This is a genomic window from Burkholderia sp. GbtcB21, assembly GCF_019091065.1.
In the GTDB taxonomy this organism is placed as follows: domain Bacteria; phylum Pseudomonadota; class Gammaproteobacteria; order Burkholderiales; family Burkholderiaceae; genus Burkholderia; species Burkholderia pyrrocinia_C.
The window spans coordinates 192178-217278 of sequence record NZ_JAGXKA010000001.1 but is presented as its reverse complement, the minus strand read 5'-3'; the positions used below and the strand labels follow the sequence as shown (position 1 = coordinate 217278).

20 protein-coding genes are annotated in these 25101 nt (G+C 68.2%); 12 read left to right on the top strand and 8 right to left on the bottom strand.

Translation table 11 applies throughout. The annotated features are described in order from the left end of the window. Positions 1-144 precede the first annotated feature (144 nt). From KVT39_RS00905 to KVT39_RS00895, 3 genes are all read left to right on the top strand, one after another. Positions 145-1077 carry an AEC family transporter gene (locus KVT39_RS00905; RefSeq protein ID WP_217587017.1) on the top strand — a complete coding sequence of 311 codons (933 nt, stop codon included), beginning with the start codon at positions 145-147 and terminating at the stop codon, positions 1075-1077. Between the two features lie 124 nt (positions 1078-1201). Further along, a complete protein-coding gene (locus KVT39_RS00900; RefSeq protein ID WP_105389965.1) occupies positions 1202-2134 on the top strand; it encodes a DMT family transporter in 933 nt (310 codons plus the stop codon). Positions 2135-2428: 294 nt separating this feature from the next. Continuing rightward, positions 2429-2803, top strand: coding sequence for a hypothetical protein (locus KVT39_RS00895; protein WP_034179605.1), 375 nt, complete (start codon positions 2429-2431; stop codon positions 2801-2803). A 150-nt stretch (positions 2804-2953) separates the two neighbouring features. Here KVT39_RS00895 and KVT39_RS00890 read toward each other — a convergent pair whose 3' ends face one another. Beyond that, positions 2954-4471 (bottom strand): CoA-acylating methylmalonate-semialdehyde dehydrogenase, encoded by a 1518-nt coding sequence (locus KVT39_RS00890; protein WP_217587015.1) that lies wholly within the window; start codon positions 4469-4471, stop codon positions 2954-2956. A gap of 49 nt (positions 4472-4520) precedes the next feature. Continuing rightward, positions 4521-5879 carry an aspartate aminotransferase family protein gene (locus KVT39_RS00885; protein WP_034179607.1) on the bottom strand — a complete coding sequence of 453 codons (1359 nt, stop codon included), beginning with the start codon at positions 5877-5879 and terminating at the stop codon, positions 4521-4523. A gap of 105 nt (positions 5880-5984) precedes the next feature. Between KVT39_RS00885 and KVT39_RS00880 the strand changes: the two genes are divergently transcribed. Both KVT39_RS00880 and KVT39_RS00875 read left to right on the top strand, forming a co-directional pair. Beyond that, complete coding sequence (locus tag KVT39_RS00880; RefSeq protein WP_217587013.1) at positions 5985-6938, top strand: LysR family transcriptional regulator; 954 nt, start codon at positions 5985-5987, stop codon at positions 6936-6938. Positions 6939-7092: 154 nt separating this feature from the next. Continuing rightward, on the top strand, positions 7093-7584 hold the full coding sequence (locus tag KVT39_RS00875) for a 2,4'-dihydroxyacetophenone dioxygenase family protein (RefSeq protein ID WP_131946783.1): 492 nt from the start codon (positions 7093-7095) through the stop codon (positions 7582-7584). A 101-nt stretch (positions 7585-7685) separates the two neighbouring features. Here the strand turns inward: KVT39_RS00875 and KVT39_RS00870 are convergent, their stop codons facing one another. Together KVT39_RS00870 and KVT39_RS00865 are read right to left on the bottom strand one after the other, a co-directional pair. Beyond that, positions 7686-8834, bottom strand: coding sequence for an epoxide hydrolase family protein (locus KVT39_RS00870; RefSeq protein WP_217587011.1), 1149 nt, complete (start codon positions 8832-8834; stop codon positions 7686-7688). Positions 8835-8911: 77 nt separating this feature from the next. Continuing rightward, positions 8912-9871, bottom strand: coding sequence for a GlxA family transcriptional regulator (locus KVT39_RS00865; RefSeq protein WP_175748464.1), 960 nt, complete (start codon positions 9869-9871; stop codon positions 8912-8914). Between the two features lie 135 nt (positions 9872-10006). On the opposite strand from KVT39_RS00865, the gene KVT39_RS00860 reads away from it, so the two are divergent. Further along, positions 10007-10807, top strand: coding sequence for an SDR family oxidoreductase (locus KVT39_RS00860; RefSeq protein WP_217587009.1), 801 nt, complete (start codon positions 10007-10009; stop codon positions 10805-10807). 321 nt (positions 10808-11128) lie between these two features. Further along, positions 11129-12895, top strand: coding sequence for a sensor domain-containing diguanylate cyclase (locus KVT39_RS00855; RefSeq protein WP_254640298.1), 1767 nt, complete (start codon positions 11129-11131; stop codon positions 12893-12895). A 73-nt stretch (positions 12896-12968) separates the two neighbouring features. Here the strand turns inward: KVT39_RS00855 and KVT39_RS00850 are convergent, their stop codons facing one another. Both KVT39_RS00850 and KVT39_RS00845 read right to left on the bottom strand, forming a co-directional pair. Then, positions 12969-14336: an MFS transporter gene (locus KVT39_RS00850; protein ID WP_217586987.1), complete on the bottom strand. Its 1368-nt coding sequence runs from the start codon at positions 14334-14336 to the stop codon at positions 12969-12971. Between the two features lie 182 nt (positions 14337-14518). Next, the gene (locus KVT39_RS00845; protein WP_034180082.1) at positions 14519-15478 is read right to left on the bottom strand and encodes an MBL fold metallo-hydrolase; all 960 of its coding nucleotides are present in this window, start codon (positions 15476-15478) and stop codon (positions 14519-14521) included. Between the two features lie 177 nt (positions 15479-15655). On the opposite strand from KVT39_RS00845, the gene KVT39_RS00840 reads away from it, so the two are divergent. After that, positions 15656-17305, top strand: a complete 1650-nt coding sequence (locus KVT39_RS00840; RefSeq protein WP_217586985.1) for an IclR family transcriptional regulator C-terminal domain-containing protein — start codon at positions 15656-15658, stop codon at positions 17303-17305. Between the two features lie 807 nt (positions 17306-18112). On the opposite strand, the gene KVT39_RS00835 is transcribed toward KVT39_RS00840, so the two are convergent. Further along, positions 18113-18595 carry an Lrp/AsnC family transcriptional regulator gene (locus KVT39_RS00835; protein WP_034179616.1) on the bottom strand — a complete coding sequence of 161 codons (483 nt, stop codon included), beginning with the start codon at positions 18593-18595 and terminating at the stop codon, positions 18113-18115. A 287-nt stretch (positions 18596-18882) separates the two neighbouring features. On the opposite strand from KVT39_RS00835, the gene KVT39_RS00830 reads away from it, so the two are divergent. The 3 genes from KVT39_RS00830 (at position 18883) to KVT39_RS00820 (ending at position 22409) form a co-directional block, all read left to right on the top strand. Then, the gene (locus tag KVT39_RS00830; RefSeq protein ID WP_217586983.1) at positions 18883-19563 is read left to right on the top strand and encodes a LysE family translocator; all 681 of its coding nucleotides are present in this window, start codon (positions 18883-18885) and stop codon (positions 19561-19563) included. Positions 19564-19842: 279 nt separating this feature from the next. Continuing rightward, positions 19843-20271 carry a YqaA family protein gene (locus KVT39_RS00825; RefSeq protein WP_034179618.1) on the top strand — a complete coding sequence of 143 codons (429 nt, stop codon included), beginning with the start codon at positions 19843-19845 and terminating at the stop codon, positions 20269-20271. Positions 20272-20426: 155 nt separating this feature from the next. After that, complete coding sequence (locus KVT39_RS00820; RefSeq protein WP_034179619.1) at positions 20427-22409, top strand: methyl-accepting chemotaxis protein; 1983 nt, start codon at positions 20427-20429, stop codon at positions 22407-22409. 35 nt (positions 22410-22444) lie between these two features. Here KVT39_RS00820 and KVT39_RS00815 read toward each other — a convergent pair whose 3' ends face one another. Further along, positions 22445-24097 (bottom strand): acyl-CoA synthetase, encoded by a 1653-nt coding sequence (locus KVT39_RS00815; RefSeq protein WP_034179620.1) that lies wholly within the window; start codon positions 24095-24097, stop codon positions 22445-22447. A 168-nt stretch (positions 24098-24265) separates the two neighbouring features. Here KVT39_RS00815 and KVT39_RS00810 point away from each other — a divergent pair, with 168 nt between their 5' ends. Next, positions 24266-25021: a Crp/Fnr family transcriptional regulator gene (locus KVT39_RS00810; protein WP_034179621.1), complete on the top strand. Its 756-nt coding sequence runs from the start codon at positions 24266-24268 to the stop codon at positions 25019-25021. Positions 25022-25101: the final 80 nt, after the last annotated feature.

The following is a 25101-nucleotide window of genomic DNA, read 5'->3' as shown; positions in this document are numbered from 1 at the left end:
ATTCCTGTTGCTTTCGCGTGTTAACTTGGCGGCATCGTCACTCTTTCGATTGCGAGTCGCCATGTTGCCCGCCGGATGGATTTCCGCGTCGTTCCGCCGCTCCGCCTGCCAACCGGTCCGCACGGCCGGCGTGAAGGCGCGCCGATGATCGGCCCGGTCCTGCTCGCGCTGGCGCCGGTCGCGCTGCTGGTCGCGTTCGGCCATGGCCTCCGGCGCACGGGTTTCATCGCCGAAGCGTTCTGGCCGCAGGCCGAGCGGCTTTGCTACTACGTGCTGCTGCCGGCGCTGTTCGCGAACAGCCTCGCGAACGCGCGGCTGCAAGCGCTGCCTGTTTTGCCGCTCGCGGCAGCGCTGGTCGGATCGACCGCCGTCGCCGCGGCGCTCCTTCTGCTGGTCCGTCGGTTCGTCCGGGTCGACGGCGCCGGCTTCACGTCCGTGTTCCAGGGCGCGGTGCGCTTCAACAACTATGTCGGCACCGCGCTCGCCGCCGGGCTGTTCGGCCCAAAAGGCATCGCGCTCGCGGCCGTCTGCGTCGCGGCGATCGTCCCGACCGTCAACCTGATGTGCGTGCTGGTCTTCGCGCGGTATGGCGACACGCGGCTCGGTGCGGGCGCACTCGTGCGGCAAATCCTGTCGAATCCGCTCGTCGTCGCGTGTGCGCTCGGGATCGCGATGCAGGCCGGCGGTGTCGCATTTCCCGCTGCCGTCGAGCCGGCCGTGCGCGCGCTCGGCGCCGCGTCGATGCCGCTCGGCCTGCTGTGCGTGGGCGCGGCGCTGAAATTCGATGCGGCCCGTGCGTGGCTGCAGCCGGTGTGCATCGCGTCGGCGTTCAAGTTCATGGCGATGCCGCTGATCACGCTCGCGGCCGGCCGCCTGTTCGGGCTCGGCGATGCGGCGCTGACCGTCGCGCTGCTGTTCCAGGCGCTGCCGACGTCGTCGGCGTCGTACATCATGGCGCGCCAGCTCGGCGGCGACGCGCCGCTGATGGCCGGTATCACCGCGTTCCAGACGGTCGCCGCGGCGCTCGCGATGCCGGTCGTGCTGACGGCGCTCGCGTCGGCACCGGTATTTCGCTGACAGCGCGGCACCCGGCCCCATCCCCGCTGAATCAACCGGCAGGCCAGTTGTCGCACGGTTCGACATCGTCGGCCGCGCGCGGTCGTGCACGCATTGCCTCGCCCCCTTCGAGATGCCACGACACATGAACGCTCCTGCCCCGCCCGCCGGCATCGTCGCCACCCGGCCGAATGCGGCCATCTACGTGAAGCTCACGCTCGTCGCGCTGTTCTGGGGCGGCACGTTCATCGCGGGCCGGATCCTGGCCGCGTCGATGTCCGCGACTTCCGCGGCCACCGGCCGCTTCGCGATCGCCGCGTTGCTGCTGGTCGCGCTGACGTGGAAATTCGAAGGCGGTCTGCCGACGCTGAGCGGCCGCCAGATTGTGACGACCTTCGCGCTCGGCGCGACCGGCATCTTCCTGTACAACGTGTGCTTTTTTGCGGCGCTCGCACGGATGCCGGCCGGCCGCACCGCGCTGTTCGTCGCGCTGAATCCGGTCGCGACCGCCGTGCTGTTGTCGGTCGTCGTGCGGGAACGCCTGTCGCTGTCGCGCTGGGCCGGCATCGCCGTCGCGCTGTTCGGCGCGCTGATCGTGATCAGCCGCGGCGAACTGCTGAGCGTGCTGACCGATCTCGGCAATACGTTCGGCGCCGGCGAACGTTACATGCTGTGCGCGGTGCTGAGCTGGGCCGCCTACACGGTGATCGGCCGGCGCGCGCTCGATGGGCTGTCGCCGCTCGCGGCGACGACGTACGCGACGCTGTGGGGCCTCGCGCTGCTGGTCGTCGCGCATCTGTTCGGACCGGGCGCGAGCGGCGGCACGCCGCTGACGTGGCAGGCCGTCGTGTCGATGATCTATCTCGGCGCGATCGGCACCGTGGTCGCGTTCGTCTGGTATTCGCAAGGCATCCGCGAACTCGGGCCGGCCCGCGCGGCCGTGTTCACCAACCTGGTGCCGGTGTTCGGCGTGCTGCTGTCGGTCGCGCTGCTCGGCGAACCGCTGTCGCCATCGATGCTGGCCGGCGGCGCGCTCGTGATCGCGGGCGTCGCGCTGGCCAATCGCGCACGGCGCTGACGTATCGGCGCATGCGCCGCGCAGGCTCGGGGACGGATCCCGAATACCGGGTTGCGACGGCACTCGCAGCGCCGTTGCGCGACGCCTACGCGCCGCCAATACGGGCCCCGACTTTCTCGCAGCCCCGCCAAAAACCGCCTATCGTGAATGAAGCGCCCCGTTCGCTGCCATCCGGCCCTGAGTCGCTCGCACCGGCGGCAACGGTACAGCGCTCCGGCACCATTCATCGCGATCGTCGCGTCCGCTCGCCCGTGCGCACGATCGCGGCCGCCCACCGGATTACAGGAGGCACTCATGAAAGCCGCGCTGCTCGTCAGCTCCGCCCTGCTCGCCATCGCGTCCGCCACGGCCTCGGCCCAAGGCTCGATCACGAAAGTCGAAAACGGCGCGCTCGTCGCCGCGAACGGGATGACCGTCTATACCTTCGACAAGGACAAGCCCAACGCCGGCACCAGCGCATGCACGGGCCAGTGCGAAACCTTCTGGCCGCCGTACAAGGCCAGCGCGACCGACGTTCCGGTCGGGCCCTACACGATCGTCAAGCGCGACGACGGCAGCCCGCAATGGGCGTACAAGGGCAAGCCGCTGTACTTCTTCTCGAAGGACATGAAACAGGGCGACCGCAACGGCGACAACTTCAAGGACATGTGGCACGTGGTCGCGCCGTAAGCGTTGTTGCGCCGTTGTCCGCGCAATCGGCGCGGACGTAAAAAAGCCCGCCCGGATCGTCGTCGACCGAGGGCGGGCCTTCACATCTGCACGCCAGCCACCTTGCATCGCCAGCCGACTGGCCGGCGACGCATGCAGCCGAAATGCGCGTCAGCGGTTCGACGGGAAGCTGAACACCGTCCCTTCGCGCACGCCTGCCGACGGCCAGCGCTGCGTGATCGTCTTGCGCTTCGTATAGAACCGCACGGCGTCCGGGCCGTATGCGTGCAGGTCGCCGAACAGCGAACGCTTCCAGCCGCCGAACGAGTGGTACGCGACGGGCACCGGCAGCGGCACGTTGATGCCGACCATGCCGATCTGGATGTTGTCGCTGAAGTAGCGCGCAGCCTCGCCGTCGCGCGTGAACAGGCACGTGCCGTTGCCGTATTCGTGCGCGTCGATCAGCGCCATCGCCTCGTCGAGCGACTTCAGGCGGATCACGCCGAGCACCGGCCCGAAGATCTCGTGCTGGTAGATCGGCATGCCGGGCTTCACGTTGTCGAACAGGCACGGGCCGAGGTAGTAGCCGCCGTCGTGGCCGTCGACCTTCACGCCGCGGCCGTCGACGACCAGCGTCGCGCCGGCTGCCACGCCCGCTTCGACGAAGCCCGTCACCTTGTCGAAATGCTGCTGCGTGACGAGCGGGCCCATGTCGATGCCCGCGCCGTTGCCCGGGCCGACCTTCATCTTGTCGATTTCGGCCTTCAGGCCGGCGACGACCTGGTCGCCCGTGTCGTCGCCGATCGCGACGACCAGCGGGATCGCCATGCAGCGCTCGCCGCACGAGCCGTACGCAGCGCCCATCAACGCGTTCACCGCGTTGCCGATGTCCGCGTCGGGCATCACGACCGCGAAGTTCTTCGCGCCGCCGAGCGCCTGCACGCGCTTGCCGTGCGCACAGCCGGTCGAGTAGATGTATTCGGCGATCGGCGTCGAGCCGACGAAGCTCACCGCCTTCACACGCGGATCGGTCAGGATCGTGTCGACCGCTTCCTTGTCGCCGTTCACGACGTTCAGCACGCCCGGCGGCAGGCCGGCCTCGAGCGCGAGCTCGGCCATGCGCAGCGTCGACGACGGCGTGCGCTCGGACGGCTTCAGCACGAACGTGTTGCCGCATGCGACGGCCATCGGCCACATCCACAGCGGCACCATCACCGGGAAGTTGAACGGCGTGATGCCGGCCGCCACGCCAAGCGCCTGGAACTCGCTCCACGAATCGATCGCGGGGCCGACGTTCTTGCTGTGCTCGCCCTTCAGCAGCTCGGGCACGTAGCTCGCGTATTCGACGTTCTCGATCCCGCGCTGCAGTTCGCCCATCGCATCGGCGAGCACCTTACCGTGCTCGGCCGTGATCAGCGCGCACAGCTCGTCGGCGTGCTCCTCGAGCAGCGTCTTGAAGCGGCTCATCACGCGGGCGCGCTTCAGCGGCGGCGTGTTGCGCCACGCCGGGAACGCGGCCTGCGCGGACGCGATCGCGGCTTCGACGGTCAGCTTGTCGGCGAGCCCGACGCTCTTGTGCGATTCGCCGGTGGCCGGGTCGAACACCGGCTGGACGCGGCTGCCGCCGTCGACGCGCTTGCCGTCGATCAGGTGGCCGACGGTGGAAGTCACCTTGCTGTCGTGTTTCATCTGTCTGGCTCTTTCGTGAATTCGGTTGTCGCTTGGGGCGGGCCGCGGCTCAGTCCACTTCGTTCAGCGCGTCGGACAGCGCATTGACCAGGTTGTCGATCTCGCGCTTTTCCGAGATGAACGGCGGCGCGAGCTGGATCGTGTCGCCGCCGTAGCGCACGTAGAAGCCCTTCGCCCAGCAGCGCATCGCGATCTCGTACGGGCGCCGCGCCGGTTCGCCCGGCAGCGCCGCGATCGTCAGGCCGGCCGCGAGGCCGTAGTTGCGGATGTCCGCGATGTGGCGCTGGCCCTTCAGCCCGTGCACGGCCGCCTCGAAATGCGGCGCGAGATCGCGCACGCGGGCTACCGCGTCTTCCTTCACGAGCAGATCCAGCGCCGCGACGCCGGCCGCGCATGCGACCGGATGCGCCGAATACGTGTAGCCGTGCGGGAATTCGAGCATGTACTCGGGGCCGCCTGCCGCCATGAACGTGTCGTAGATTTCCTTCGTCGCGATCACGCCGCCGAGCGGCTGCACGCCGTTCGTCACCTGCTTCGCGAAGTTCAGGATGTCCGGCGTCACGCCGAACGCGTCGGCGCCCGTCATCGCGCCGGCACGGCCGAAGCCCGTGATGACCTCGTCGAAAATCAGCAGGATGTCGTGCGCGGTACAGATGTCGCGCAGCCGCTTCAGATAGCCCTTCGGCGGCACGACCACGCCCGCCGAACCGGAGAACGGCTCGACGATCACGGCCGCGATGTTCGATGCGTCGTGCAGTGCGATCAGATCGAGCAGGCGGTCGGCCAGCTCCGCGCCGTGTTCGGGCATCCCGCGCGAGAACTTGTTCTCGGCGAGTTGCGTATGCGGCAGGAAATCGGCGTCGAGGCCCTGGCCGAACAGCTTGCGGTTCGGCCCGATCCCGCCGACCGAGATACCGCCGAAGTTCACGCCGTGGTAGCCCTTCTCGCGGCCGATCAGGCGCGTCTTCGTGCCCTTGCCCTTCGCGCGCCAGTACGCGCGGGCCAGCTTCAGCGACGTGTCGGCCGCTTCCGAGCCCGAACCCGTGAAGAACACGTAGTCGAGGCCGGCCGGCGTCAGGTCCTTGATCTTGTTCGCGAGCTCGAACGACTTCGGGTGGCCGAACTGGAACGCCGGCGCGTAGTCGAGCTGCGCGACCTGGCGGCTCACGGCTTCGACGATTTCCGTGCGGCCGTGACCGAGGCCCGTGCACCAGAGGCCCGACAGGCCGTCGAAGATCTTGCGGCCTTCGGCGTCCGTGTAATACGCGCCCTGGCCCGACACGATCATGCGCGGATCGGCCTTGAACTGGCGGTTGGCGGTGAACGGCATCCAGTGCGCGTCGAGCCACGCGGCGTCGGTGCGGATAGTCGTGTCGTCCTGCTGCGCGGCGGTGGTGATGTCGGTCATGTCGGTCGGCGCGGCGCGCCCCTCCTTCTTGTGATGATATTGCGCATTGTCGGGAGGCCAATTAGTCTCTTCAATATCGCAATATCAATGTTCACTTGCTCAACTATGCAAGCAAAGAAACCGAAGAGCCGCGCGCTGCTCGGGCAGCTCAGCGACATGGATCTCCGCCTGCTGCGGGTCTTCAAGGGCGTCGTGCAGTGCGGCGGGATGGCGGCGGCCGAACTGGAACTGAATATCGGCATCTCGACGATCAGCCGGCACGTGAAGGATCTGGAAACGCGCGTCGGCCTCGTACTGTGCCGGCGCGGCCGCGCCGGCTTCACGCTGACGCCCGAGGGCCAGACCGTGTACGAGGAGACGCTGCGGCTGCTCGCGTCGATGGAAGCCTTTCGCAGCAGGATAGACGGTATTCACGACAGGATGGGCGGAGAACTGCACGTCGCGGTGTTCGACAAGACGGCCACCAACCCGAACGCGCGGCTCGGCGACGCGATCCGCCGGTTCGCGGACGAGGCGCCCGACGTCGCGCTGAACCTGCATGTGGCATCGATCAACGAGGTCGAGCGCGGGATCATCGACGACAGCTACCAGGTCGGGATCATTCCCGCGCACCGCAATTCGGGCAGCCTCGTGTATTCGGAGTTGTTCGACGAACGGATGCTGCTGTACTGCGGCCGCCAGCATCCGCTCTACGATGCGCCGCACGGCAAGCTCACGTGGACGACGATCCGCAACCATGCGTTCGCCGGGCTCGGCTTCCATTCGCCGAACATGGAACTGAGCCATCGCGCGAAGCTCACGCGCAGCGCGACCGCGTCGGACCAGGAATCGATCGCGACGCTGATCCTGTCCGGCCGTTATCTCGGTTTCCTGCCGGACCATTACGCGGAAAGCTTCGAAAACAAGGGGCTGATGCAGCCGATCGCGCCGCACCGGTTCAACTACCGGTGCCGGTTCGTGAGCCTGCTGCGGCGCTCGCCGCGGCCGTCGCGGGCCGCGCTGCTGTTCCAGTCGTGTCTGGAAGCCGCGCACGACGTGAAGGCGCGGCCGGCGGCGTAGCCTGCGCGACGGTCCGCCCCGCGCCGGACCGCGCGGGAACGGCGTCGCGGGCATCGCGTTCAGCGCCGTGCGCCGCACGTGAACCGCCACCGTTCAGCCGCGCGATCCGGCTCTGCGATAATGCGGGCTCCCCATTTCCGCTCCGCCTCCCGCCATGACGCAGCCGCCCGCCCCGCTCTCCACCGACCTGCCGCCGATCTCGTGCCTGCCCGGCGACGCGCTGCCGTGGCTGCCGATGAGCGCCGACCTGCCGGGGCTGGCGATCAAGTATCTGCACATCAATGCGGCCGAGGACACGCTGACCGCGCTGCTGAAGATGCCGGCCGGCGGCACGCTGCCGCGCCATCGCCACGACGGCGAGGTGTTCGTCCATACGCTGCAGGGTGCGTGGCGCTACCTCGAGTACGACTGGATCGCGCAGGCCGGCTCGACGGTGCTCGAACCGGCCGGCTCGGTGCACACGCCGGAAACGCTCGGCGCACCGGGTGAGGATGTGATCACGCTCAACGTGATGCGCGGCGATCTCGTGCTGCTTGACGACGACGGCCGCGAGACCGCGCGCGAAAATTGCCGCGTCGCGCTGCTGCGCCAGCGCAAGCATGCGCGGACGGCGCCGGACGACGCGGTGGCGTTCGTCACACGGTAAGACAGGCGGCATCGTCGCGTCACGATCCGCATGGTGCCGGCTCTCGCTATGCGCAGATGGCCGCCTGCGCACTTCGCCAGCTTCCCCGGCCTACCCGCGCATTACCGAAAACGCCGGAAAAATCGCCGAATATCGTTGGCCAGCAGATCCGGCTCTTCCATCGCAGCAAAATGGCCGCCGCTCGGCATGTCGGTCCACTGCACGACGTCGAACACCCGTTCGAGCCAGCTGCGCGGCGGGTGGCTGATTTCCTCCGGAAAACGCGCAAACGCGACGGGCACCGCCACGCGTTGCCCGGCCGCGAAGCGCATTGGCTGCAGCCGGTTTTCCCAATACATCTGCATTGACGAGCCGATGCAGCCGGTGAACCAGTAGAGCGAGATTCCGGTCAGCAGCGTGTCGTGCGAGAACCGCCGTGCGACGTCGCCGTCGCAATCGCTCCACGAGCGGAATTTCTCGGCGATCCACGCGGCCAGCCCGGCCGGCGAATCGTTGAGCGCGACGGCCAGCGTCTGCGGCTTCGTCATATGCATATGCGCGTATCCGCCTTCCAGCGCGGCCCATTCGCCGCGCTGCGTCACGAAGGCCTGTTCGTCCTCGGTCAGCGGCGAAGCCGCGTCGGTCGGAGGCTCGTAGCTGCCGGGCAGGTAGTTCAGATGGATGCCGTCCACCACGTCGGCATGTCGCGCGCCGAGCGCAATCGACACGCCTGCGCCGAGATCACCGCCTTGCGCGCCGAAGCGGCGATATCCGAGACCGGACATCAACGCCGCCCAGCGGTCGGCGACCTGAAATGCCGACATGCCGGGTGCCGCGGGCGCCGGCGAGAACAGGAAGCCCGGCAGTGACGGTACGACGACGTCGAACGCATCGTCCGGATCGCCGCCGAACGCCGCCGGGTCGCAGAGGCGATCGATCAGCGCGTCGAATTCGAATACGGAGCCCGGCCAGCCGTGCGTGACGACGAGCGGATAAGGCCTCGGCCCGACGCCGCGTCGATGGATGAAATGCACGCGCTGCCCGCCTGCGTCTGCGACGAACTGCGGCAGCCGGTTCAGCGCACGCTCCACCGCACGCCAGTCGAAGCGTTCGGCCCAGTACGCGGTCAGTTCGCGCAGCCACGCGCCGTCGACACCCTGCTGCCACGGCCCGGCGGGTGTCAGCATCGGTGCGCGCATGTCGCGCAGGCGCCGGCGCAGGTCATCAAGCGCGTGATCGGGAATCGCAATGCTGAACGGGGCGGCGTACATCGTGTCTCCTCGCGAAGAATATCGACGAGATTCTGCGCCATTTTTCCGGCCCGCGACGAACGGCTCGCGCCCACGCGTCAGCCTGTTTCCCGCTCGTCCGCTCGCGCGTCGCGCCGCATCGCCTGCGGCGGCACACCGAACCCGCGCACGAACGCCTCGCGCATGTGCCGGCGGTCGCGAAACCCGTTCTCCTTCGCGATCACATCGAGCGGATGCCGGCTCTGTTCGATCATCAGCCTTGCGGCTTCGAGCCGCAGCCGCTCGATCGCCTTCGCGGGCGACTGCCCCGTTTCGAGCGTAAACACGCGGCTGAACTGCCGCGGGCTCAGGTGGACGGCATCGGCCAGATCCTCGACGGTCAGCGCGCGGCCGAGGTTCTGCCGCGCGTAGTTCAGCGCGTTCTGGATCCGGTCTGATTTCGGCGCGAGATCGAGCATTTCGGAATGCTGCGACTGGCCGCCGGCCCGGCGCTGGTGCATCACGAGCTTGTGCGCGACCGAGCGCGCGGCATCGGCGCCGAGATCCTTTTCCACCATCGCGAGCGCGAGGTCGAGGCCGGCCGTCATCCCGGCCGACGTCCAGATCGGACCGTCGACAATATAGATCCGGTCTTCCTCGACACGAATCTCCGGGTAGTGCCGCTGCATGTCGCGGCCGAACGCCCAGTGCGTCGTCGCGCGGCGCTGCGCAAGCAGCCCGGCCTCGGCCAGCACGAACGCGCCCGTGCAAATGCCGGCGATCCGCCGTGCGCGCGCGTTCGTGCGGCGCAGGAACGCGACCACGCCGGCCGGCGCCGGCGAAGCGAGCGGATCGTTGACGCCCGCGACGATCCACGTATCGACGGCGATCCGCCCGCGCAGCGCGCGCGTGGCGACCGACAGCCCCAGCGACGAGCGCACGTCGCCGCCGTCGACCGAATAGTTGTCCATCACGTAGAACGGCTCGCCAGCACCCATGTTCGCGTACTCGAACACCGACTGCGCGGCGAGCGCCATGATCTGGAAGCCGTCGCTGATCAGAAAGCCGATTCGGTGCATGGGTGTTCTCCAGTCCGGGCGTGCGTTTGGCCCGATGTCCTGAATCATACCCATCTACGTCATTTGTGTCGCAGCGATTCGAAGCCAGAATGCATTCACGCCATTCGGCCACTTCATCGAAAACGGAGCGACATCATGACTCAAGCACATCGCGGTACCGCCCTCATTACCGGCGCGTCGTCGGGCATCGGCGCGATCTACGCGGACCGGCTCGCGCGCCGCGGCTACGACCTGATCCTGGTCGCGCGCAACCGCGACCGGCTGGCCGCCCTCGCCGAGCGCATCACGAACGACACGCGGCGCAGCGTCGAGATCGTCGACGCGGACCTCAACGACCGCGCGTCGCTCGCCGCCGTCGAAACGAAGCTGAAGCAGGACGCGAGCATCACGCTGCTCGTGAACAACGCGGGTGTCGGCACGCACGCCCCGCTGCTCGACAGCGACGTCGACGCGATGACACGGATGATCGACCTGAACGTGACCGCGCTCACGCGCCTCACCTATGCGGCCGTGCCCGGCTTCGTCGCCCGCGGCCGCGGTGCGGTAATCAACATTTCGTCGATCGTCGCGATCTCGCCGGAAACGCTGAACGGCGTGTACGGCGGCAGCAAGGCGTTCGTGCTCGCGTTCAGCCAGTCGCTGCACCATGAGCTCGCCGGCAAGGGTGTCCAGGTGCAGGCCGTGCTGCCCGGCGCGACGGCCACCGATTTCTGGCAGACGGGCGGCCTGCCGATCGAGCACCTGCCGAAGGAAATCGTGATGTCGGCGTCCGACATGGTCGACGCGGCGCTGGTCGGCTTCGATCGCGGCGAACTCGTGACGATTCCGTCGCTGCACGCGGGCGAAGAATGGGATGCGTACGAGGCCGCGCGCCAGACGATGGCACCGCACCTGTCGACCGATACGCCGGCGCCGCGCTATGCGGCGGCGCGCTGATTCCTGTTTCCGCTTCTCCCCGATCCGATGATGTTCGGCGACGCATTTCCGCACGCGGGTTGATGCGATCGTTCGTCTGACGAAAAGCCTGGCGCCGGCGCGCCGCGATGCCGCCGGGGATTCTTTCCCCGGCGGCGCAAATAGGCGTCGTCGAGCGCCGATTCCCGCGCGCTTGCCATGTACTTTTCGCAACAGTAAGCTCTACCGCTGCAGTCTCCGAAGCAGCGCCATATCGGGCGCAATCCGTCCGATCATCCGGGCAATCGACCGTTGCGGAATTCGACCATGCGGCTTCGTATGTGCACCACCGAGACCGGCAGCATGCCCGTCTCCCCGCCTGTTTCCCCGCGCATCTCGGCCGACCGTTCGCCGGATCTTCCGGCACTCCCCGAACTCGAAACCGTATGCCGCGTGGCACGCGCGCATTTCGGCACGGCCGGCGCGTTCGTCGCGCGCGCCCAAGCCGGCGCGCAATGCTTGCTGGCGTCCGATGGGACGCTCCCCGCAACGCTTCCGCCGGATACCTTCCCGCCAGGCGTCGAGCGAGATTCGCCTGCCGGCAGACGGCTCGTCGTGCCCGACGTGGGCAACGGCCCGTTTCACACGCCGCAGGTCGTCGCAGCCTGCGAACTGGCCGCGCCCGACGGCACCGCGCTCGGCGCGCTGTGCCTCGCCAGCTACACCGGCCTGGCACTCGACGCCACCCGGCGCGCATTCCTGCACGACCTCGCGTCGCTCGCGGAACGCGCGTTCGCTCGCGCCATCGCGGAAGCCGCGTTGCGCGAACGGCTCGGCATCGTCGAGGAGCACAGCACGCTGACGACGCTCGCGCTGACCGAAAGCGGCACCGGCGTGTGGGATCGCAACGTGGAAACCGGCGAGATCCATTACTCGCCGACCTGGAAGGCGATGCTCGGCTACGCGCCGCACGAGCTGAGCTGCCGGATCGAGGATGCGTACGAGCGGCTGCATCCGGACGATGCCGACGACGTGAAGGCGGCCATGCTCGCGCACTTCGAGCGCCGGACCGACCGCTACGAGGTCGAGCACCGCATCCGCTGCAAGGACGGCACGTACAAGTGGATCCGCAGCCGCGGCAAGGTGATCAGCCGCGACGGCAACGGCCGCGCGCTGCGCATGGTCGGCACGACCACCGACATCACGGCGCTGCGCGAACTCGCCGCGCGGCTGCGCGACTCGGCCGCGCTCGTCACGGATCTCACCGACCAGGTTCCCGGGCTCGTGTTCCAGCTACGGCAGGCGGCCGACGGGCGCCGCACCTTTACCTATGCGAGTGCGGGTATCAGCGACATCTACGAACTGACACCGGAGCAGATCGCCCGCAACGCGGAGGCGGTCGAGACGCGGATCCATCCGGCCGACCTGATCGCGTATCGGCAATCGCTGCATGAGTCTTCCGCGCGACTGACGCCGTGGCGCCTCGAATATCGCGTGCTGCTGCCCGGCCAGGGCCTGCGTTGGCGCGAAGGCGATGCGCGCCCGCAACGCATGGCCGACGGCGGCACCGTGTGGCACGGCGTCATCACCGATGCGACCGAGCGCAAGCGCATCGAGGCCGAACTGCAGCGGATGGCGACGACCGATCACCTGACGCAACTGTCGAACCGCCACGCGTTCATGCGGCAAAGCGAAGCCGCGCTGCGCGGCGTGCGCGCGACCGGCCGGGCCGCCGCGGTGCTGATGCTCGATCTCGACCACTTCAAGGCGCTGAACGACCGCTGGGGCCATCCGTTCGGCGACCGCGCGCTCCGCCATTTCGCGCGGCTCCTGCTCGCGGAAACCGGGACGGACGGCATCGTCGGCCGAATCGGCGGCGAGGAATTCGCGATCGTGCTGCCGGGATCGGACCTCGATACGGCGATCGCATTTGCGCGGCGCCTGCAGCAACGCGCGATGCTGGCGCGGCTCATGCATGAGGATCAGCAGGTCGAGTTGACCGTCAGCATCGGCATCGACGCGATGCGCGAGTCGGATGTCGGCGCGTACCAGTCGCTGTCGCGCGCCGACAAGGCGCTCTATCTCGCGAAGGATCGCGGCCGCAACCGGATCGAGGTGTATCGGGCGTAATCGAAGCGGTACGGGCCACCCGCGTCGAACCGGACGGCAACGATACCAGCCGCGCGATTGCCCGACCTCACGATCAATGTTGCGCTTCCGCTCGTACGAGCGCGGCTTCGCCCTTCACGCCGAGCATCAGCGCGACGCCGCTGGCGACCAGCAGCGCGGCCAGCAGGTACACGGCGAGATCCATGCTGCCCGTGCGCGTGCGAATGATCCCGATCACCCACGGGCTGACGATGCCGCTCGTGATCCCGATGCTGCTGATCAGCGCGATCCCGGCCGCGGCCGCGTTGCCCGACAGGTAGCGGGTCGGCACGGCCCAGAAGATCGGCAGCGCGGCGAAGATCAGCGTCGCCGCGATCGACAGGCACGCGAGCATCGCCGCGAAGCTGTGCAGATGCAGCGTCAGCGCCGCGAGCGCGAGCCCGCCGCCGATGGTGCAGCACGCGAAGTGCTTGCGGCGCTCGCCGGTGCGGTCCGAGCGGCGCGCGATCAGGATCAGCCCGACCGCACCGACCGCATTCGGCACGACCGTGTAGAGGCTCACGGCAACGACGTCGGTCACGCCGAAGTCGCGAATCATCAGCGGCATCCAGAAGTTGAGCGTCAGCGACGCGCAGGTCAGCGAGAAATAGATGAACGCGAACAGGTACACGCGCGGGTTCGCGAGCGCGGCCGCGAGGCTGCGCCCGTCGTGCGCGCCGCCGTGCCCGCGGCCGTCCGCGCACAGCGCGGCGACGCGCGCCTTTTCATCGGCCGTGAGCCATGCGGCGTCCTGCGGCCGGTCGACGAGGAACGAGAACGCGGCGAACGCGAGCAGGATCGCCGGTGCACCCTCGATCGCGAACATCCATTGCCAGCCGTGCAGCCCGAGCACGCCGCTCATGTCGCGCATGATCCAGCCCGACATCAGGCCGCCGAGCACGCCGGCCACCGCGACACCCGCGAAGAACACCGAGATCGCCGCCGCGCGCCGGTTCGCGGGGAACCAGTAAGTCAGGTACAGCACGATGCCGGGGAAGAAACCGGCTTCGAACACGCCGAGCAGGAAGCGCAGCACGTAGAAATGCGACGGCTGCGACACGAACATCATCCCCGTCGACGCGATGCCCCACAGCAGCATGATCCGCGTGAACGTGCGGCGCGCGCCGAAACGCGCGAGCAGCAGGTTGCTCGGCACTTCGCAGAACACGTAGCCGACGTAGAACACCGCGGCGCCGAGGCCGTACATCGCATCGCTGAAGCCGAGATCGTGCTTCATCTGCAACTGCGCGAAGCCGATGTTGATGCGGTCGAGGAACGACACGACGTAGCAGAGGAACAGGAACGGGACGATCCGCCACGCGATCTTGCGGAACAGCAGCGCGTCGCCGGATTCGGACGTCGATGAGGATACCGAAGCGCTCGCGGGCGCGAGCGTCGCTTCGGCGGGAAGCGATTGGGGCATGTCTCTCTCCAAACGGGCCGCGCGATTCGAGCGCGCAGCAGTCTCCGAGGGCGTGCATGCGCCCTGCCTTCTTGTGAGACCGGATATGGCTGCCGGAACCACGGCGCAACGCCGCAGCGGAACCCGCAGCCCTCAGGGAAACGGCGACGCGTTCAGACGAACGCCCCGCCGCCGTGTGCCGCTCAGTCTTGCAGCGCGGCCCACATTTCCTTGTCGCGCTGCGCAGTCCAGATGCGCGGATGCTTGATGCCGCTCGCCTCGTCGAACGCGCGCGACACGTCGAACGGCAAACAGTGCTCGTAGATGAACACGTGGCCGAACTTCGGATCCATCGCTTCGCGCGTGAGCGCCATCGACGCCTTCAGGTCGAGATTGCGTTCCACGGCCTTGCGGCCCTGCGCGAGCAGCGTCGTGACGAAATCCTTCGTGTAGTCGAGGCCCTTGTTCACGTCGGCCGGATTCAGCAGCGCGGGGCCGCGGCCCGGCACGAGCTTCTCGGCGCCGAGCGCGCGCAGCGCCTCAAGCGTGGCCGGCCACTGTTCGAGCTGCGCGTCGCCGCAGTAGCACGCGGCGTCGTATTCGACGAGGTCGCCCGAGAACAGCACCTTCTGCGACGGCAGCCAGACGATCGTGTCGCCCTTCGTATGGCCCGAGCCGACATGCATGATCTTCACTTCGAGCTTGCCGAGGAACAGCGTGATCTCGCGCTCGAACACGAGCGTCGGCCAGGTCAGGCCGGGCACCGTCTCGACGCCGGCGAACAGGCGCGGGAAACGCTCGATCTCCGACTTCATGTCGGCCTCGCCGCGCTCGACGATCATCTCGTACGTGCCGCGGCTCGCGATCACGTGCTGCGCGCCTTCGTCGAAATACGCGGACGCACCGAGCACGCGCACCGCGTGGTAATGCGACAGCACCACGTGCTTGATCGGCTTGTCGGTCACGCTGCGGATCTTCGCGATCAGGTCCTGCGCCATCGCGGGCGTCGCGGTCGTGTCGACGATCAGCACGCTGTCGTCGCCGATGATCACGCCCGAGTTCGGGTCGCCCTCGGCGGTGTATGCGTACGCGTTCTCGGACAGCTTCGTCCAGGTGACTTTCTTCTCTTCCAGATCTGCTTGGGAGGCGAATGCTTTGGCCATGTTGCGTTCCGTGGCTGCGAGCCATGTGTTGAGGGGTGTGAGCGGATCATCTTCCCGCATCGATTATTTGTCAATGACAAAGTCGCTTGCTATTGTCTAATACGGGTAAACCTGCGGGCTGGCGCGATAAATGGCGTCGGATACCATGCGGGGTTTCGTCAACGGAAGATTCATCGCGTGCAGAACCACGAAGTCAGCGCGGACGATGCGCCGCCCAAGGCGCAGCGCGGGATCCAGAGTGTCGAGGTCGGCGGCCGGCTGCTCGACGCGCTCGCGCGCCGGCGCAAGCCGCTCGGCCTGTCGGAGCTGGCCGCGGCAGCCGACCTGTCGACCGCGCAGGCGCACACCTATCTCGTCAGCCTGACGCGGCTCGCGCTCGTGAAGCGCGACGCGATCACCGGCAACTACGAGCCGGGCCCGTTGTCGTTGCGGCTGGGGCTGATGTCGATCGAGCGCCAGCCGGCCTACCGTGCGGCGCTGCCGCACGCGGCGCGGCTCGCGGAAGCGGTGGGCTTGAGCGTCGCGCTGTCGGTGCCGGGCGTGCTCGGCCCGACGATCGTGCGCATCGAGCACGGCGGCTATCCGCTGCACGTGAACCTGCACGTCGGTTCGGTGATGTCGCTCGACACGACGGCGACGGGCCGCGTGTTCCGCGCGTTCGGCGATCCCGCGCAACTCGACGCGATGGCGGCCAGCCAGGCCGGCGCGGGCGACACGCTCGCGGGTGCCGAAGGCACGCAACCCGCGCAGGATGCCGGAGCGCAACTGGCCGAACTCGACACGATCCGCGCGCGTGGTATCGAACGCAGCGTCGACCGGCCGAGCCCCGGCGTCAGCGCGATGTGCGTGCCGGTATTCGACGCGCACGGGCGCCTGCAGCTCGCGTTGACGGTGATCGGTTCGAGCGGGTCGATCGATGTCGGCTGGGATGGCCCGATCGCGACCGCGTTGCGCGATGCGGCACGGCAGGCCACCGCGTCGCTCGGCGCGGCAGTTTCGGAACCGCCGCCCGCCCCCTTGGCGGGCGCACCGCGCGTGCCGCCCGCGCTGGCCGACGACGCGAAAGCGCAGCGCGGAATCAACGCGCTCGACAGCACCGGCGAGCTGCTGCTCGCGCTGGTATCGGCGGGCCGTGCGCTGCCGCTGCGCGATCTCGCGACGGCGGCCGGCATGCCGGCGGCAAAGGCGTTTCCGCATCTCGTCAGCCTGCAGAAGATCGGCCTGCTGAGCCGCGACGACGCCGGCTGCTTCGACGGCGGCACGCTCGGGCAGGCGCTCGGCCTGATCGCGATGCAGCGCGTGTCGCCGACGCGCGACGCGGAAGCCGAGATCGTCGCGCTGGCCGCCGCGACCGACATGAGCGTGGCCGCCGCGACGCTCGGGCCGCTCGGCCCGACCGTGATCCGCCTCGAGGAATCGGCGCGGCCGCAGCACGTGAGCCTGCAGGTCGGCACCGTGATGTCGCTCGTCAATACGGCGATCGGGCGGATCTTCGCGGCCGGCATGTCCGACGACGTGCTGGCCGACCTGCTCGCCGACGAGCCCGTACGCCTCGCCGGCAGCGGCCCCGCGCAGGCCGACGACGCATTCCGCGCGCGGCTCGCGGCGATCCGCGCGGACGCGCTCGATTTCGCGTTCGACGCGCCGGTGCCGGGCATCGCGACGGTCGCCGCACCCGTGTTCGACCACACCGGCAGCATCCGGCTCGTGATCGCGATCATCGGCTCGTCGCGCGGCTTCCCGCGCGGGCCGGACAGCGACCTCGCGCAGACACTGCTCGCCGCGACGCGGCGGCTGTCGTGGCGGTTCGGGTGGATCGGCCGGTAATCGGCGCGTCGCCGCTGCCTTCCTCCCCGTCGCTCGATTCCTCTTTCTTTCTCCTTGCAAGGCCGTGCTTGCCGCGGCCTCGTCGCGCCTATCCGCGACCGGACGGACCACCCCAATTCATGTTGCGAAGCAGCAACACAAATTGTCAGTAATTCTCATATAACGAAATCGCATTTCACAAGACGGTGCCGTTTCGCTATGATTAGGGTTATCCCTAACTCGCCACCTATATGGGGCTTCGTCATGCAAACGTCTAATGTCTCCGATCGTTCCACCCAATCCACTGGCTGGCTCGCACGTGTTGGCGAGCTGCTTGCAGAAGCCTGGCAGCTCCACCTCGAGAACTGCGAAGTCATCGCCGAAGCACACGCGCGCCTTCCGCGCTAAGCGGAACGACCAACCGCTAGCCGGCAGTGCGACAACCTGCCTGATCCGCTTGCCGGAACGCGCGCCGCAAGGCCGCTGCATCCGGCATCGGAATACCGCACAGGTCGTGTGAAAACAGGCCGGGCTTGTTCCGGCCGAATGCGCCCCCGCGTCGGAAGCTCGTCGAGATTGCTTTGAGGTCCGGCACCGATCGGTATCGGTGCGCTTTTGTCTGCCGGTTGCCCGGACGGGCTACCGTTATCCGGTCGGCGCGCGATTGCGCCTGATCGTTGCGGACGGAAGATTCATCCGTTTTGTCTGCCCGCGCGCGGCTCCACGCCGAACGCCTTCCCTGGCGGCCGATCGCCGGATTTCTCCGCGCCATCGCGCAGTTGCATGCGCCGTCGTTTCAACGACGGCCGCGCCTCCTTCTCCGCCCCCTCACACCTGGATCGAAGGCACATCCTTCATGCAGCGCAACGCGAACATCGAGCGGCTGTGACGGATGCTCGAGATCTTGTACAGCTTTTCGCGCAGGAACCGCTCGTAGCCGGCCGTGCCGTCCACGGCGACCTTGATCCAGTAGTCGTATTCACCCGACACCAGATACGCCTCGAGCACTTCCGGCAGCGCCGCCAGTTCCGAGCCGAAACGCGCGAGTGCGTCGTCTTCGTGGCGATCGAGCGTGACTTCGAGGATCACGATGTCCGCATAGCCGAGCATGCGCTGGTTGACCAGCGCGACGTAACCGTCGATGTAGCCGTCGACTTCGAGCTGCCGCGTGCGGTTCCAGCACGCGGTCGTCGACATGCCGATCTGTTCGGCCAGTTCGGCGTTCGACAGCCGTGCATTTTTCTGCAATGCACCAAGGATCTTGCGGTCCTGATTGTCGAGCGTTTTAGGCGTGCGTTCGCGGGTAGCCATGACGAGAAGAATCTTCTACTGAAAATCGTCATTCTATCTGAACAGGATTCCGGTTTCAGGCCCGTTTTACTGGAAAACAGGAAGCCTTTTAACCGGCCCGCTTGATACATTTTCTCCATGCCTGTTGCCCGGCACGCTCCCCGCGACAACCCCTTCGCACCGGGACGCACGGCCGCAATCACGAGTTGCGGTGCCGGACAAGCAGGCATGCGATTCCCCGCCGCCCGCACGCCTATCCGACCGCGTGCGGAGCCGGTGCCTGCATCCCCGTTCTCGCACTTCCCGCCATGTCGTTCAGGCTTTATCTGTCGTTCCTCGCTGCTTCCGTCGTTCTCATCTACGCGCCCGGCCCCGTCAACCTGCTCACGATGAACCAGGCGCTGCGCGCCGGCTGGCGCCGCGCGCTGCCGTGCGTGTGGGGCGGCACGCTCGCCGTGCTGCTGCAACTCGCGCTGACCGCGCTGTGCCTGAATTCGCTGGTTCATATCGACGAGCAGGCGCTCACCGTGCTGCGCTGGGCCGGCGCCGCGTATCTCGTGTGGCTCGGTGCCAAGCAATGGCTCGGCCGCTCGCCGGTCAACGCGCCCGCGGCTTCGGCAGAAGCCGGAGCCAGGGCTGGAGCTGGAGCCGAAGCCGAAGCCGCGATCGTCCCGCAGGACGCCGACACCGGACGCGCGCTGTTCTGGCGCGGCGTCGCGACGTCGGGCCTGAATCCGAAGACGCTGCTGTTCTTTCCGTCGTTCTTTCCGCAGTTCATCAGCCCGAATGCCGACTGGAGCCTGAACCTTCAATACCTGCTGCTCTCCGCGACGTTCGCGCTGCTGTTCGCGGGCGGCGTCGCGTCGATGGCACTGTTCTCGCACCGGCTGAGCCGCGCGTTGCAACGGCCGGCGCGGATGCGCGCGATGAACCGCGTGACGGGCGGGCTGCTCGTCGGGATGGGCGCGATCATGGTCGGCTGGAACTGAGCGAGCAGCGCAACCTCGAACGGCCGCGGCTGCTGAAACCCGATACGGTTTTTCCGCCGCCGCAGCTCGCGTGCGCGCTCAATGACGAACCCGTCGGCAAGTTGGTGATCTCGCATCTATTGTTCGGGACCGCCGATGCCGCGTGCCCCAGTGAACCGCTGACGCAGTGACGCAGTGAGCCATTGAGCCGCTAAACCGCTGAATCGTTGAGCCGCTGAACTGCCAAACCGCCGACAGCGTGCCCCACGGCGGCCGGCATACGGCCGGTACAATCGCGCGATGTCCGAATTGCTCACTTACGGCGGCCTGTTCGCCGTGTCGATGGTCGCCGCGACCCTGTTGCCGCTCCAGTCCGAAGCCGTGCTCGCCGGCCTGCTGCTCGCCGGGCGCGAACCCGTGTGGGCGCTGGTGCTCGTCGCGAGCATCGGCAACGTCGCCGGCTCCGTGATCAACTGGGCGCTCGGGCGCGGCATCGAGCATTTCCGCGACCGCCGCTGGTTTCCGGTCAAGCCGTCCGCGCTCGCGCGCGCCGAGCGCTGGTATGCGCGCTACGGCCGCTGGTCGCTGCTGCTGAGCTGGGCGCCGGTGATCGGCGATCCGCTGACGATGATCGCCGGCGTGCTGCGCGAGCCGCTGCCGACCTTTGTCGCGATCGTCACGCTCGCGAAGGTCGGCCGTTACCTGGCCGTCGCGTGGCTCGTGACGTAATAACGGTACTGACGCGACCTTTCCTCCGCCGACGGCGCCTGCTCGCGCCGCCACCGGCTCCGCACCGCTAAAGAATTCGCCGAAGCTGCCGTATTCCTTACGGTGTGCGGTGACGCGTGCGTTCCGCCCCTCTCCCTCCCCACTCAGGATGCCGTATGAGATTGACCCAATTGGGCCGGGTGAGCGTCGGCGCGCGTCTTGCCGCGCTGGCGTGCGCGCTCGTTGCAGTGCTGTTCACCGTTTTCGCGTGGGCGCTCGCCCATTTCGCCAGCCAGCAACTCGCGGACGAGGCGCACGCGCGAATCGCCGACAAGGAGCAGTCGATCCGTGCGATGGTCGAGATGTTCGACAAGGCACTGTCGGCCGAAGCCAGTCGCTCGATGTCGCTGTTCGCGAGTTTCCTGCCGGCCGATTTCTCGCTCGACCCGGCGCGCACCGTCGACATCGGCGGCGTCGCCGCGCCCACGCTGTCCGCGGGCGGCCAGCCGCTCGACCTCGATTACTCGATTCCCGACCAGTTCCTGAAGAAAAGCGGCGCGATCGCGACGATCTTCGCGCGCGACGGCGACGATTTCGTGCGCATCACGACGTCGCTGAAGAAACAGGACGGGGCACGCGCGGTCGGCACGCGCCTCGATCGCGCGAGCCCCGCGTACGCGCCGCTCGTCGCCGGGCGCAGCTACACGGGCCTCGCCAAACTGTTCGGCCGGCAGTACATCACGCAGTACAAGCCGGTCACCGACGCAACCGGCCGCGTGATCGGCGCGCTGTTCGTCGGTCTCGACGTCGGCGCGGAGCTGCAAGTCGTCCAGGACGGCATCCGTGCGTTGAAGGTCGGCGAGAACGGCTACTACTTCGTGCTCGACGCGTCGCCGGGCGCATCGCGCGGCACCTTCGTCGTCCATCCCGATGCAGCCGGCCAACGCGCCGACGACGCGCGCGCGCCGTACACGCAGATGCTCGCGGCCGGCCACGGCCGGCTCGCGTATACGTCGGCCGACCCGGCCGCGCACGACAGCCAGCCAACCGCGAAGTTCGTGTCGTTCACGACGATTCCGCAGTGGCAGTGGCTGGTCGGCGGCATCGCAATCGACGACGAACTGCTCGCCGGCATGCGCACCCTCCGCGACCGCTTCCTGATGATCGCCGGCGTGCTCGTCGCGGCGTTCGCGGCGCTGTTCGTCGTGGTCGTGAAGCGCGTCGTGAGCCGGCCGCTCGATGCGGCGGCACGCGCGTCCGAACGCTACGCGGCGGGCGACCTCAGCGTGCGGATTCGCGACGGCGAGGCGGCACGCGGCGCCACGCGCAACGACGAGATCGGCCGGCTCGTGCAGGCGGTCGACGGGATCGGCGACGGCCTGGCGCGGATCGTCGCGCAGGTGCGTAGCGGCTCGGCCGACATCGCGCGCGGCATGGTCGGCATCGCGGCCGGCAGCGGCGACATCGCCGCGCGGATCGCGACGCAGGCGAGCAGCGTCGAACAGACGGCGGCCAGCATGGAGCAGATCACGGCCGCCGTGCAGCAGAACGCCGAGCACGCGGCGCAAGCGAATGCGCTGGTCGCGAACGCATCGACCGCCGCGACCGACGGCGACGCGGCGGTGCAGCGCGTGGTCGCGACGATGGACGAAATCGGCCGCGCAACGCGCCGGATCGCCGAAATCACGAGCGCGATCGAAGGCATCGCGTTCCAGACCAACATCCTGGCGCTGAACGCTGCCGTCGAAGCCGCGCGCGCGGGCGAGCACGGCAAGGGCTTCGCGGTGGTCGCGGCGGAAGTGCGCGCGCTCGCGCAGCGCAGCGCGGCCGCGGTCAAGGAAATCGACGCGCTGAGCGCCGAATCGTCGACGACCGTCGAACAGGGGTACCGAATCGCGGACGCGGCGCGCGGCACGATGCGCGACATCGTCGCGCGCGTCGATCAGGTCCGCACGCTGATCGGCGAGATCAGCTCTGCATCGCGAGAGCAATCGACCGGCATCGAGCAGGTGAACCAGGCCGTCACGCAGATCGGGGAAGCCACGCAGCAGAACGCGACGCTGATCTCGGACGCCGAGCGCGCGGCCGTCGCACTGCGCGACCAGGCCGCGCAACTGTCCGAAGCCGTCAGCGTGTTCCGGCTCGAGCGCGACGCATGAGCGTCGACCGGCGGCGGCCGGTGGCCGCCCGCCGTCTACTTCTTGTCGCCCGCCAGGTCGATCGCCTTGTCCGACCCGACCGCATTGCGCAGCTGGAACTTCTGGATCTTGCCGGTCGACGTTTTCGGCAGCTCGCCGAAGCGCACGACCTTCGGCACCTTGAAGCCCGCGAGCAGTTGCCGGCAGTGCGCGACGATCTCCTCCTCGGTCGCGCGCGCGCCTTCGCGCAGCTCGACGAACGCGCACGGCACCTCGCCCCATTTCGGGTCGGGCATCGCGACGACGGCCGCAACCGCGACGGCCGGATGCCGGTACAGCGCGTCCTCGACCTCGATGCTCGAGATGTTCTCGCCGCCCGAGATGATGATGTCCTTGCGGCGATCCTTGATGCGGATATAGCCGTCCGGTGTCAGCACGCCCAGATCGCCGGTATGGAACCAGCCGCCGTGGAACGCCTCGTCGGTCGCGTGCGGGTTCTTCAGGTAGCCCTTCATGCAGATGTTGCCGCGGAACATGATCTCGCCGAGCGTCTCGCCGTCGGCCGGCACCGGCGCCATCGTGTCGGGATCGAGCACCGTCGCGCCCGCTTCGAGGTGGTAGCGCACGCCCTGGCGCGCATTGAGCCGCGCGCGCTCTTCATCCGGCAGCGCGTCCCAGTGCGCCTGCTTCGCGCACACGGTCGCGGGGCCGTAGACCTCGGTCAGCCCGTACACGTGCAGCAGGTCGAAACCGATCTCCTTCATCTTCGCGATCACCGCCGGCGCGGGCGCCGCGCCCGCGACCATCGCGTGCACCGTGTGGTCGATCCCTTCGCGGAATTCGGCCGGCGCGTTCGCGATCGCGCTCTGCACGATCGGCGCGCCGCAATAGTGCGTGATGCGTTCGCGGCGAATCAGGTCGAATACCGTCTTCGCGTCGAACCTGCGCAGGCACACGTTCACGCCCGCGCGCGCCGCGACGGCCCACGGGAAGCACCAGCCGTTGCAGTGGAACATCGGCAGCGTCCACAGATACACCGCGTGCTTCGGCATGTCCCATTCGAGGATGTTGCTGATCGCCGCCAGATACGCGCCGCGATGGTGGTAGACCACGCCCTTCGGGTCGCCGGTCGTGCCGGACGTGTAGTTCAGCGCGATCGCATCCCATTCGTCGGCGGGCGGCGTCCATGCGTAGTCGGCATCGCCGCCGGCGATGAACGCTTCGTAGTCGGTCGCGCCCGCGAACCGGTCGGGATCGGCCGGCATCGCATCGGCGACGCTGACGATCTTCAGGCCCGGCACCTCGAGCGCAGCGCGATGCGCGAACTCCGCGTATTCGGTATCGACGATCAGCACCTTCGCCTCGCCGTGACGCAGCATGAACAGCACCGACGGCACGTCGAGCCGCGTGTTGATCGTGTTGAGCACCGCGCCGGCCATCGGCACGCCGAAGTGCGCCTCGACCATCGCGGGGATGTTCGGCAGCATCGCGGCGACGGTGTCGCCGCGCTCGACGCCGGCCCGCGCGAGCGCGCTCGCCAGCTGCTTCGCGCGCGTGTAGGTCTCGCCCCACGTGCGCCGCACGTCGCCGTGCACGATCGCGAGGCGCTCGCCATAGACTTCCGCCGTCCGGACCAGGAAGTCGATCGGGGTGAGCGGTACGTAATTGGCATCGCGGCGGCCGAGCCCGGCCTCGAACATCTGCGTCATGATCCTGTCTCCCGTGTTCTGTCGACCGGGGTGCATGCACCCCGGATCGTTTTGATGTGGTTCAATTGCCGACAGCCTAACGGGCGTTATTGTGAGCCGTCTGTCATCGAAACGACAGAGTGCCTTTCGAGCGCTGCGCGTTATCCCTAACCTCGCAAACCCTCACCCATGCACGACCACCACGTTGCGCCGCCCGACGCGGCCGCCCTCCCGGCCGACGCGCTTCCCGAACCGGGCCCGCTGCCGGCGCTGTCGACGCTGTTCGGCCAGTGCGCGTGGTTCCGCACGCTCGCGCCCGAGCACCAGGCGCTGGTGCTCGCGCAGTCGCACGTCGAGCAGTGCGAGGCCGGCGACGTGATCGCGCACCGGCTCGCGCCGTCCGAATACTGGATCGGCGTGCATCGCGGGCTGCTGAAGCTGGCGATCTTCAATGCGTCGGGGCGCGGCTGCACGTTTTCGGGCGTGCCGTCGGGCGGCTGGTTCGGCGAAGGCAGCGTGATCAAGCGCGAGCTGCGCAAGTACGAGGTCGTCGCGATCCAGCGCTCGACCGTGCTGTTCGTGCCGGTCGACACGTTCCATGCGCTGCTCGACACGAGCCTGCCGTTCACGCGCTTCGTGATCCACCAGTTGAACAACCGGATGGGCGAATTCATCGCGTCGATCCAGAACAGCCGGCTGCTCGACGTCGATGCGCGCGTCGCGCAGTCGCTCGCGCAGCTTTTCAACCCAGCCCTGTACCCGGACACCGGCCCATCGCTGTCGATCTCGCAGGAGGAACTGGGGATGCTCGTCGGCGTGTCGCGGCAGCGGATCAACCAGGCGCTGCAGCAGCTCGAGAAGCTCGGCGCGCTGCGGCTCGCGTACAACCAGATCGAGGTCGTCGATCTGGGTGCGCTCGCGCGCTTCGGGATGGAGCAGATCTGAGCGCGGCGCGATGAGCGAAACCGCCACCGGCACGACGTACGCTGACGTTGCCGCAGCCGTTCGCGGGTCGCAGCGGGCGC

Coding starts and splice junctions, on each gene's coding strand:
- KVT39_RS00905 (WP_217587017.1), top strand. CDS start 145: ATGATCGGCCCGGTCCTGCTCGCGCTGGCGCCGGTCGCGCTGCTGGTC.
- KVT39_RS00900 (WP_105389965.1), top strand. CDS start 1,202: ATGAACGCTCCTGCCCCGCCCGCCGGCATCGTCGCCACCCGGCCGAAT.
- KVT39_RS00895 (WP_034179605.1), top strand. CDS start 2,429: ATGAAAGCCGCGCTGCTCGTCAGCTCCGCCCTGCTCGCCATCGCGTCC.
- KVT39_RS00890 (WP_217587015.1), bottom strand. CDS start 4,471: ATGAAACACGACAGCAAGGTGACTTCCACCGTCGGCCACCTGATCGAC.
- KVT39_RS00885 (WP_034179607.1), bottom strand. CDS start 5,879: ATGACCGACATCACCACCGCCGCGCAGCAGGACGACACGACTATCCGC.
- KVT39_RS00880 (WP_217587013.1), top strand. CDS start 5,985: ATGCAAGCAAAGAAACCGAAGAGCCGCGCGCTGCTCGGGCAGCTCAGC.
- KVT39_RS00875 (WP_131946783.1), top strand. CDS start 7,093: ATGACGCAGCCGCCCGCCCCGCTCTCCACCGACCTGCCGCCGATCTCG.
- KVT39_RS00870 (WP_217587011.1), bottom strand. CDS start 8,834: ATGTACGCCGCCCCGTTCAGCATTGCGATTCCCGATCACGCGCTTGAT.
- KVT39_RS00865 (WP_175748464.1), bottom strand. CDS start 9,871: ATGCACCGAATCGGCTTTCTGATCAGCGACGGCTTCCAGATCATGGCG.
- KVT39_RS00860 (WP_217587009.1), top strand. CDS start 10,007: ATGACTCAAGCACATCGCGGTACCGCCCTCATTACCGGCGCGTCGTCG.
- KVT39_RS00855 (WP_254640298.1), top strand. CDS start 11,129: ATGCCCGTCTCCCCGCCTGTTTCCCCGCGCATCTCGGCCGACCGTTCG.
- KVT39_RS00850 (WP_217586987.1), bottom strand. CDS start 14,336: ATGCCCCAATCGCTTCCCGCCGAAGCGACGCTCGCGCCCGCGAGCGCT.
- KVT39_RS00845 (WP_034180082.1), bottom strand. CDS start 15,478: ATGGCCAAAGCATTCGCCTCCCAAGCAGATCTGGAAGAGAAGAAAGTC.
- KVT39_RS00835 (WP_034179616.1), bottom strand. CDS start 18,595: ATGGCTACCCGCGAACGCACGCCTAAAACGCTCGACAATCAGGACCGC.
- KVT39_RS00830 (WP_217586983.1), top strand. CDS start 18,883: ATGTCGTTCAGGCTTTATCTGTCGTTCCTCGCTGCTTCCGTCGTTCTC.
- KVT39_RS00825 (WP_034179618.1), top strand. CDS start 19,843: ATGTCCGAATTGCTCACTTACGGCGGCCTGTTCGCCGTGTCGATGGTC.
- KVT39_RS00820 (WP_034179619.1), top strand. CDS start 20,427: ATGAGATTGACCCAATTGGGCCGGGTGAGCGTCGGCGCGCGTCTTGCC.
- KVT39_RS00815 (WP_034179620.1), bottom strand. CDS start 24,097: ATGACGCAGATGTTCGAGGCCGGGCTCGGCCGCCGCGATGCCAATTAC.
- KVT39_RS00810 (WP_034179621.1), top strand. CDS start 24,266: ATGCACGACCACCACGTTGCGCCGCCCGACGCGGCCGCCCTCCCGGCC.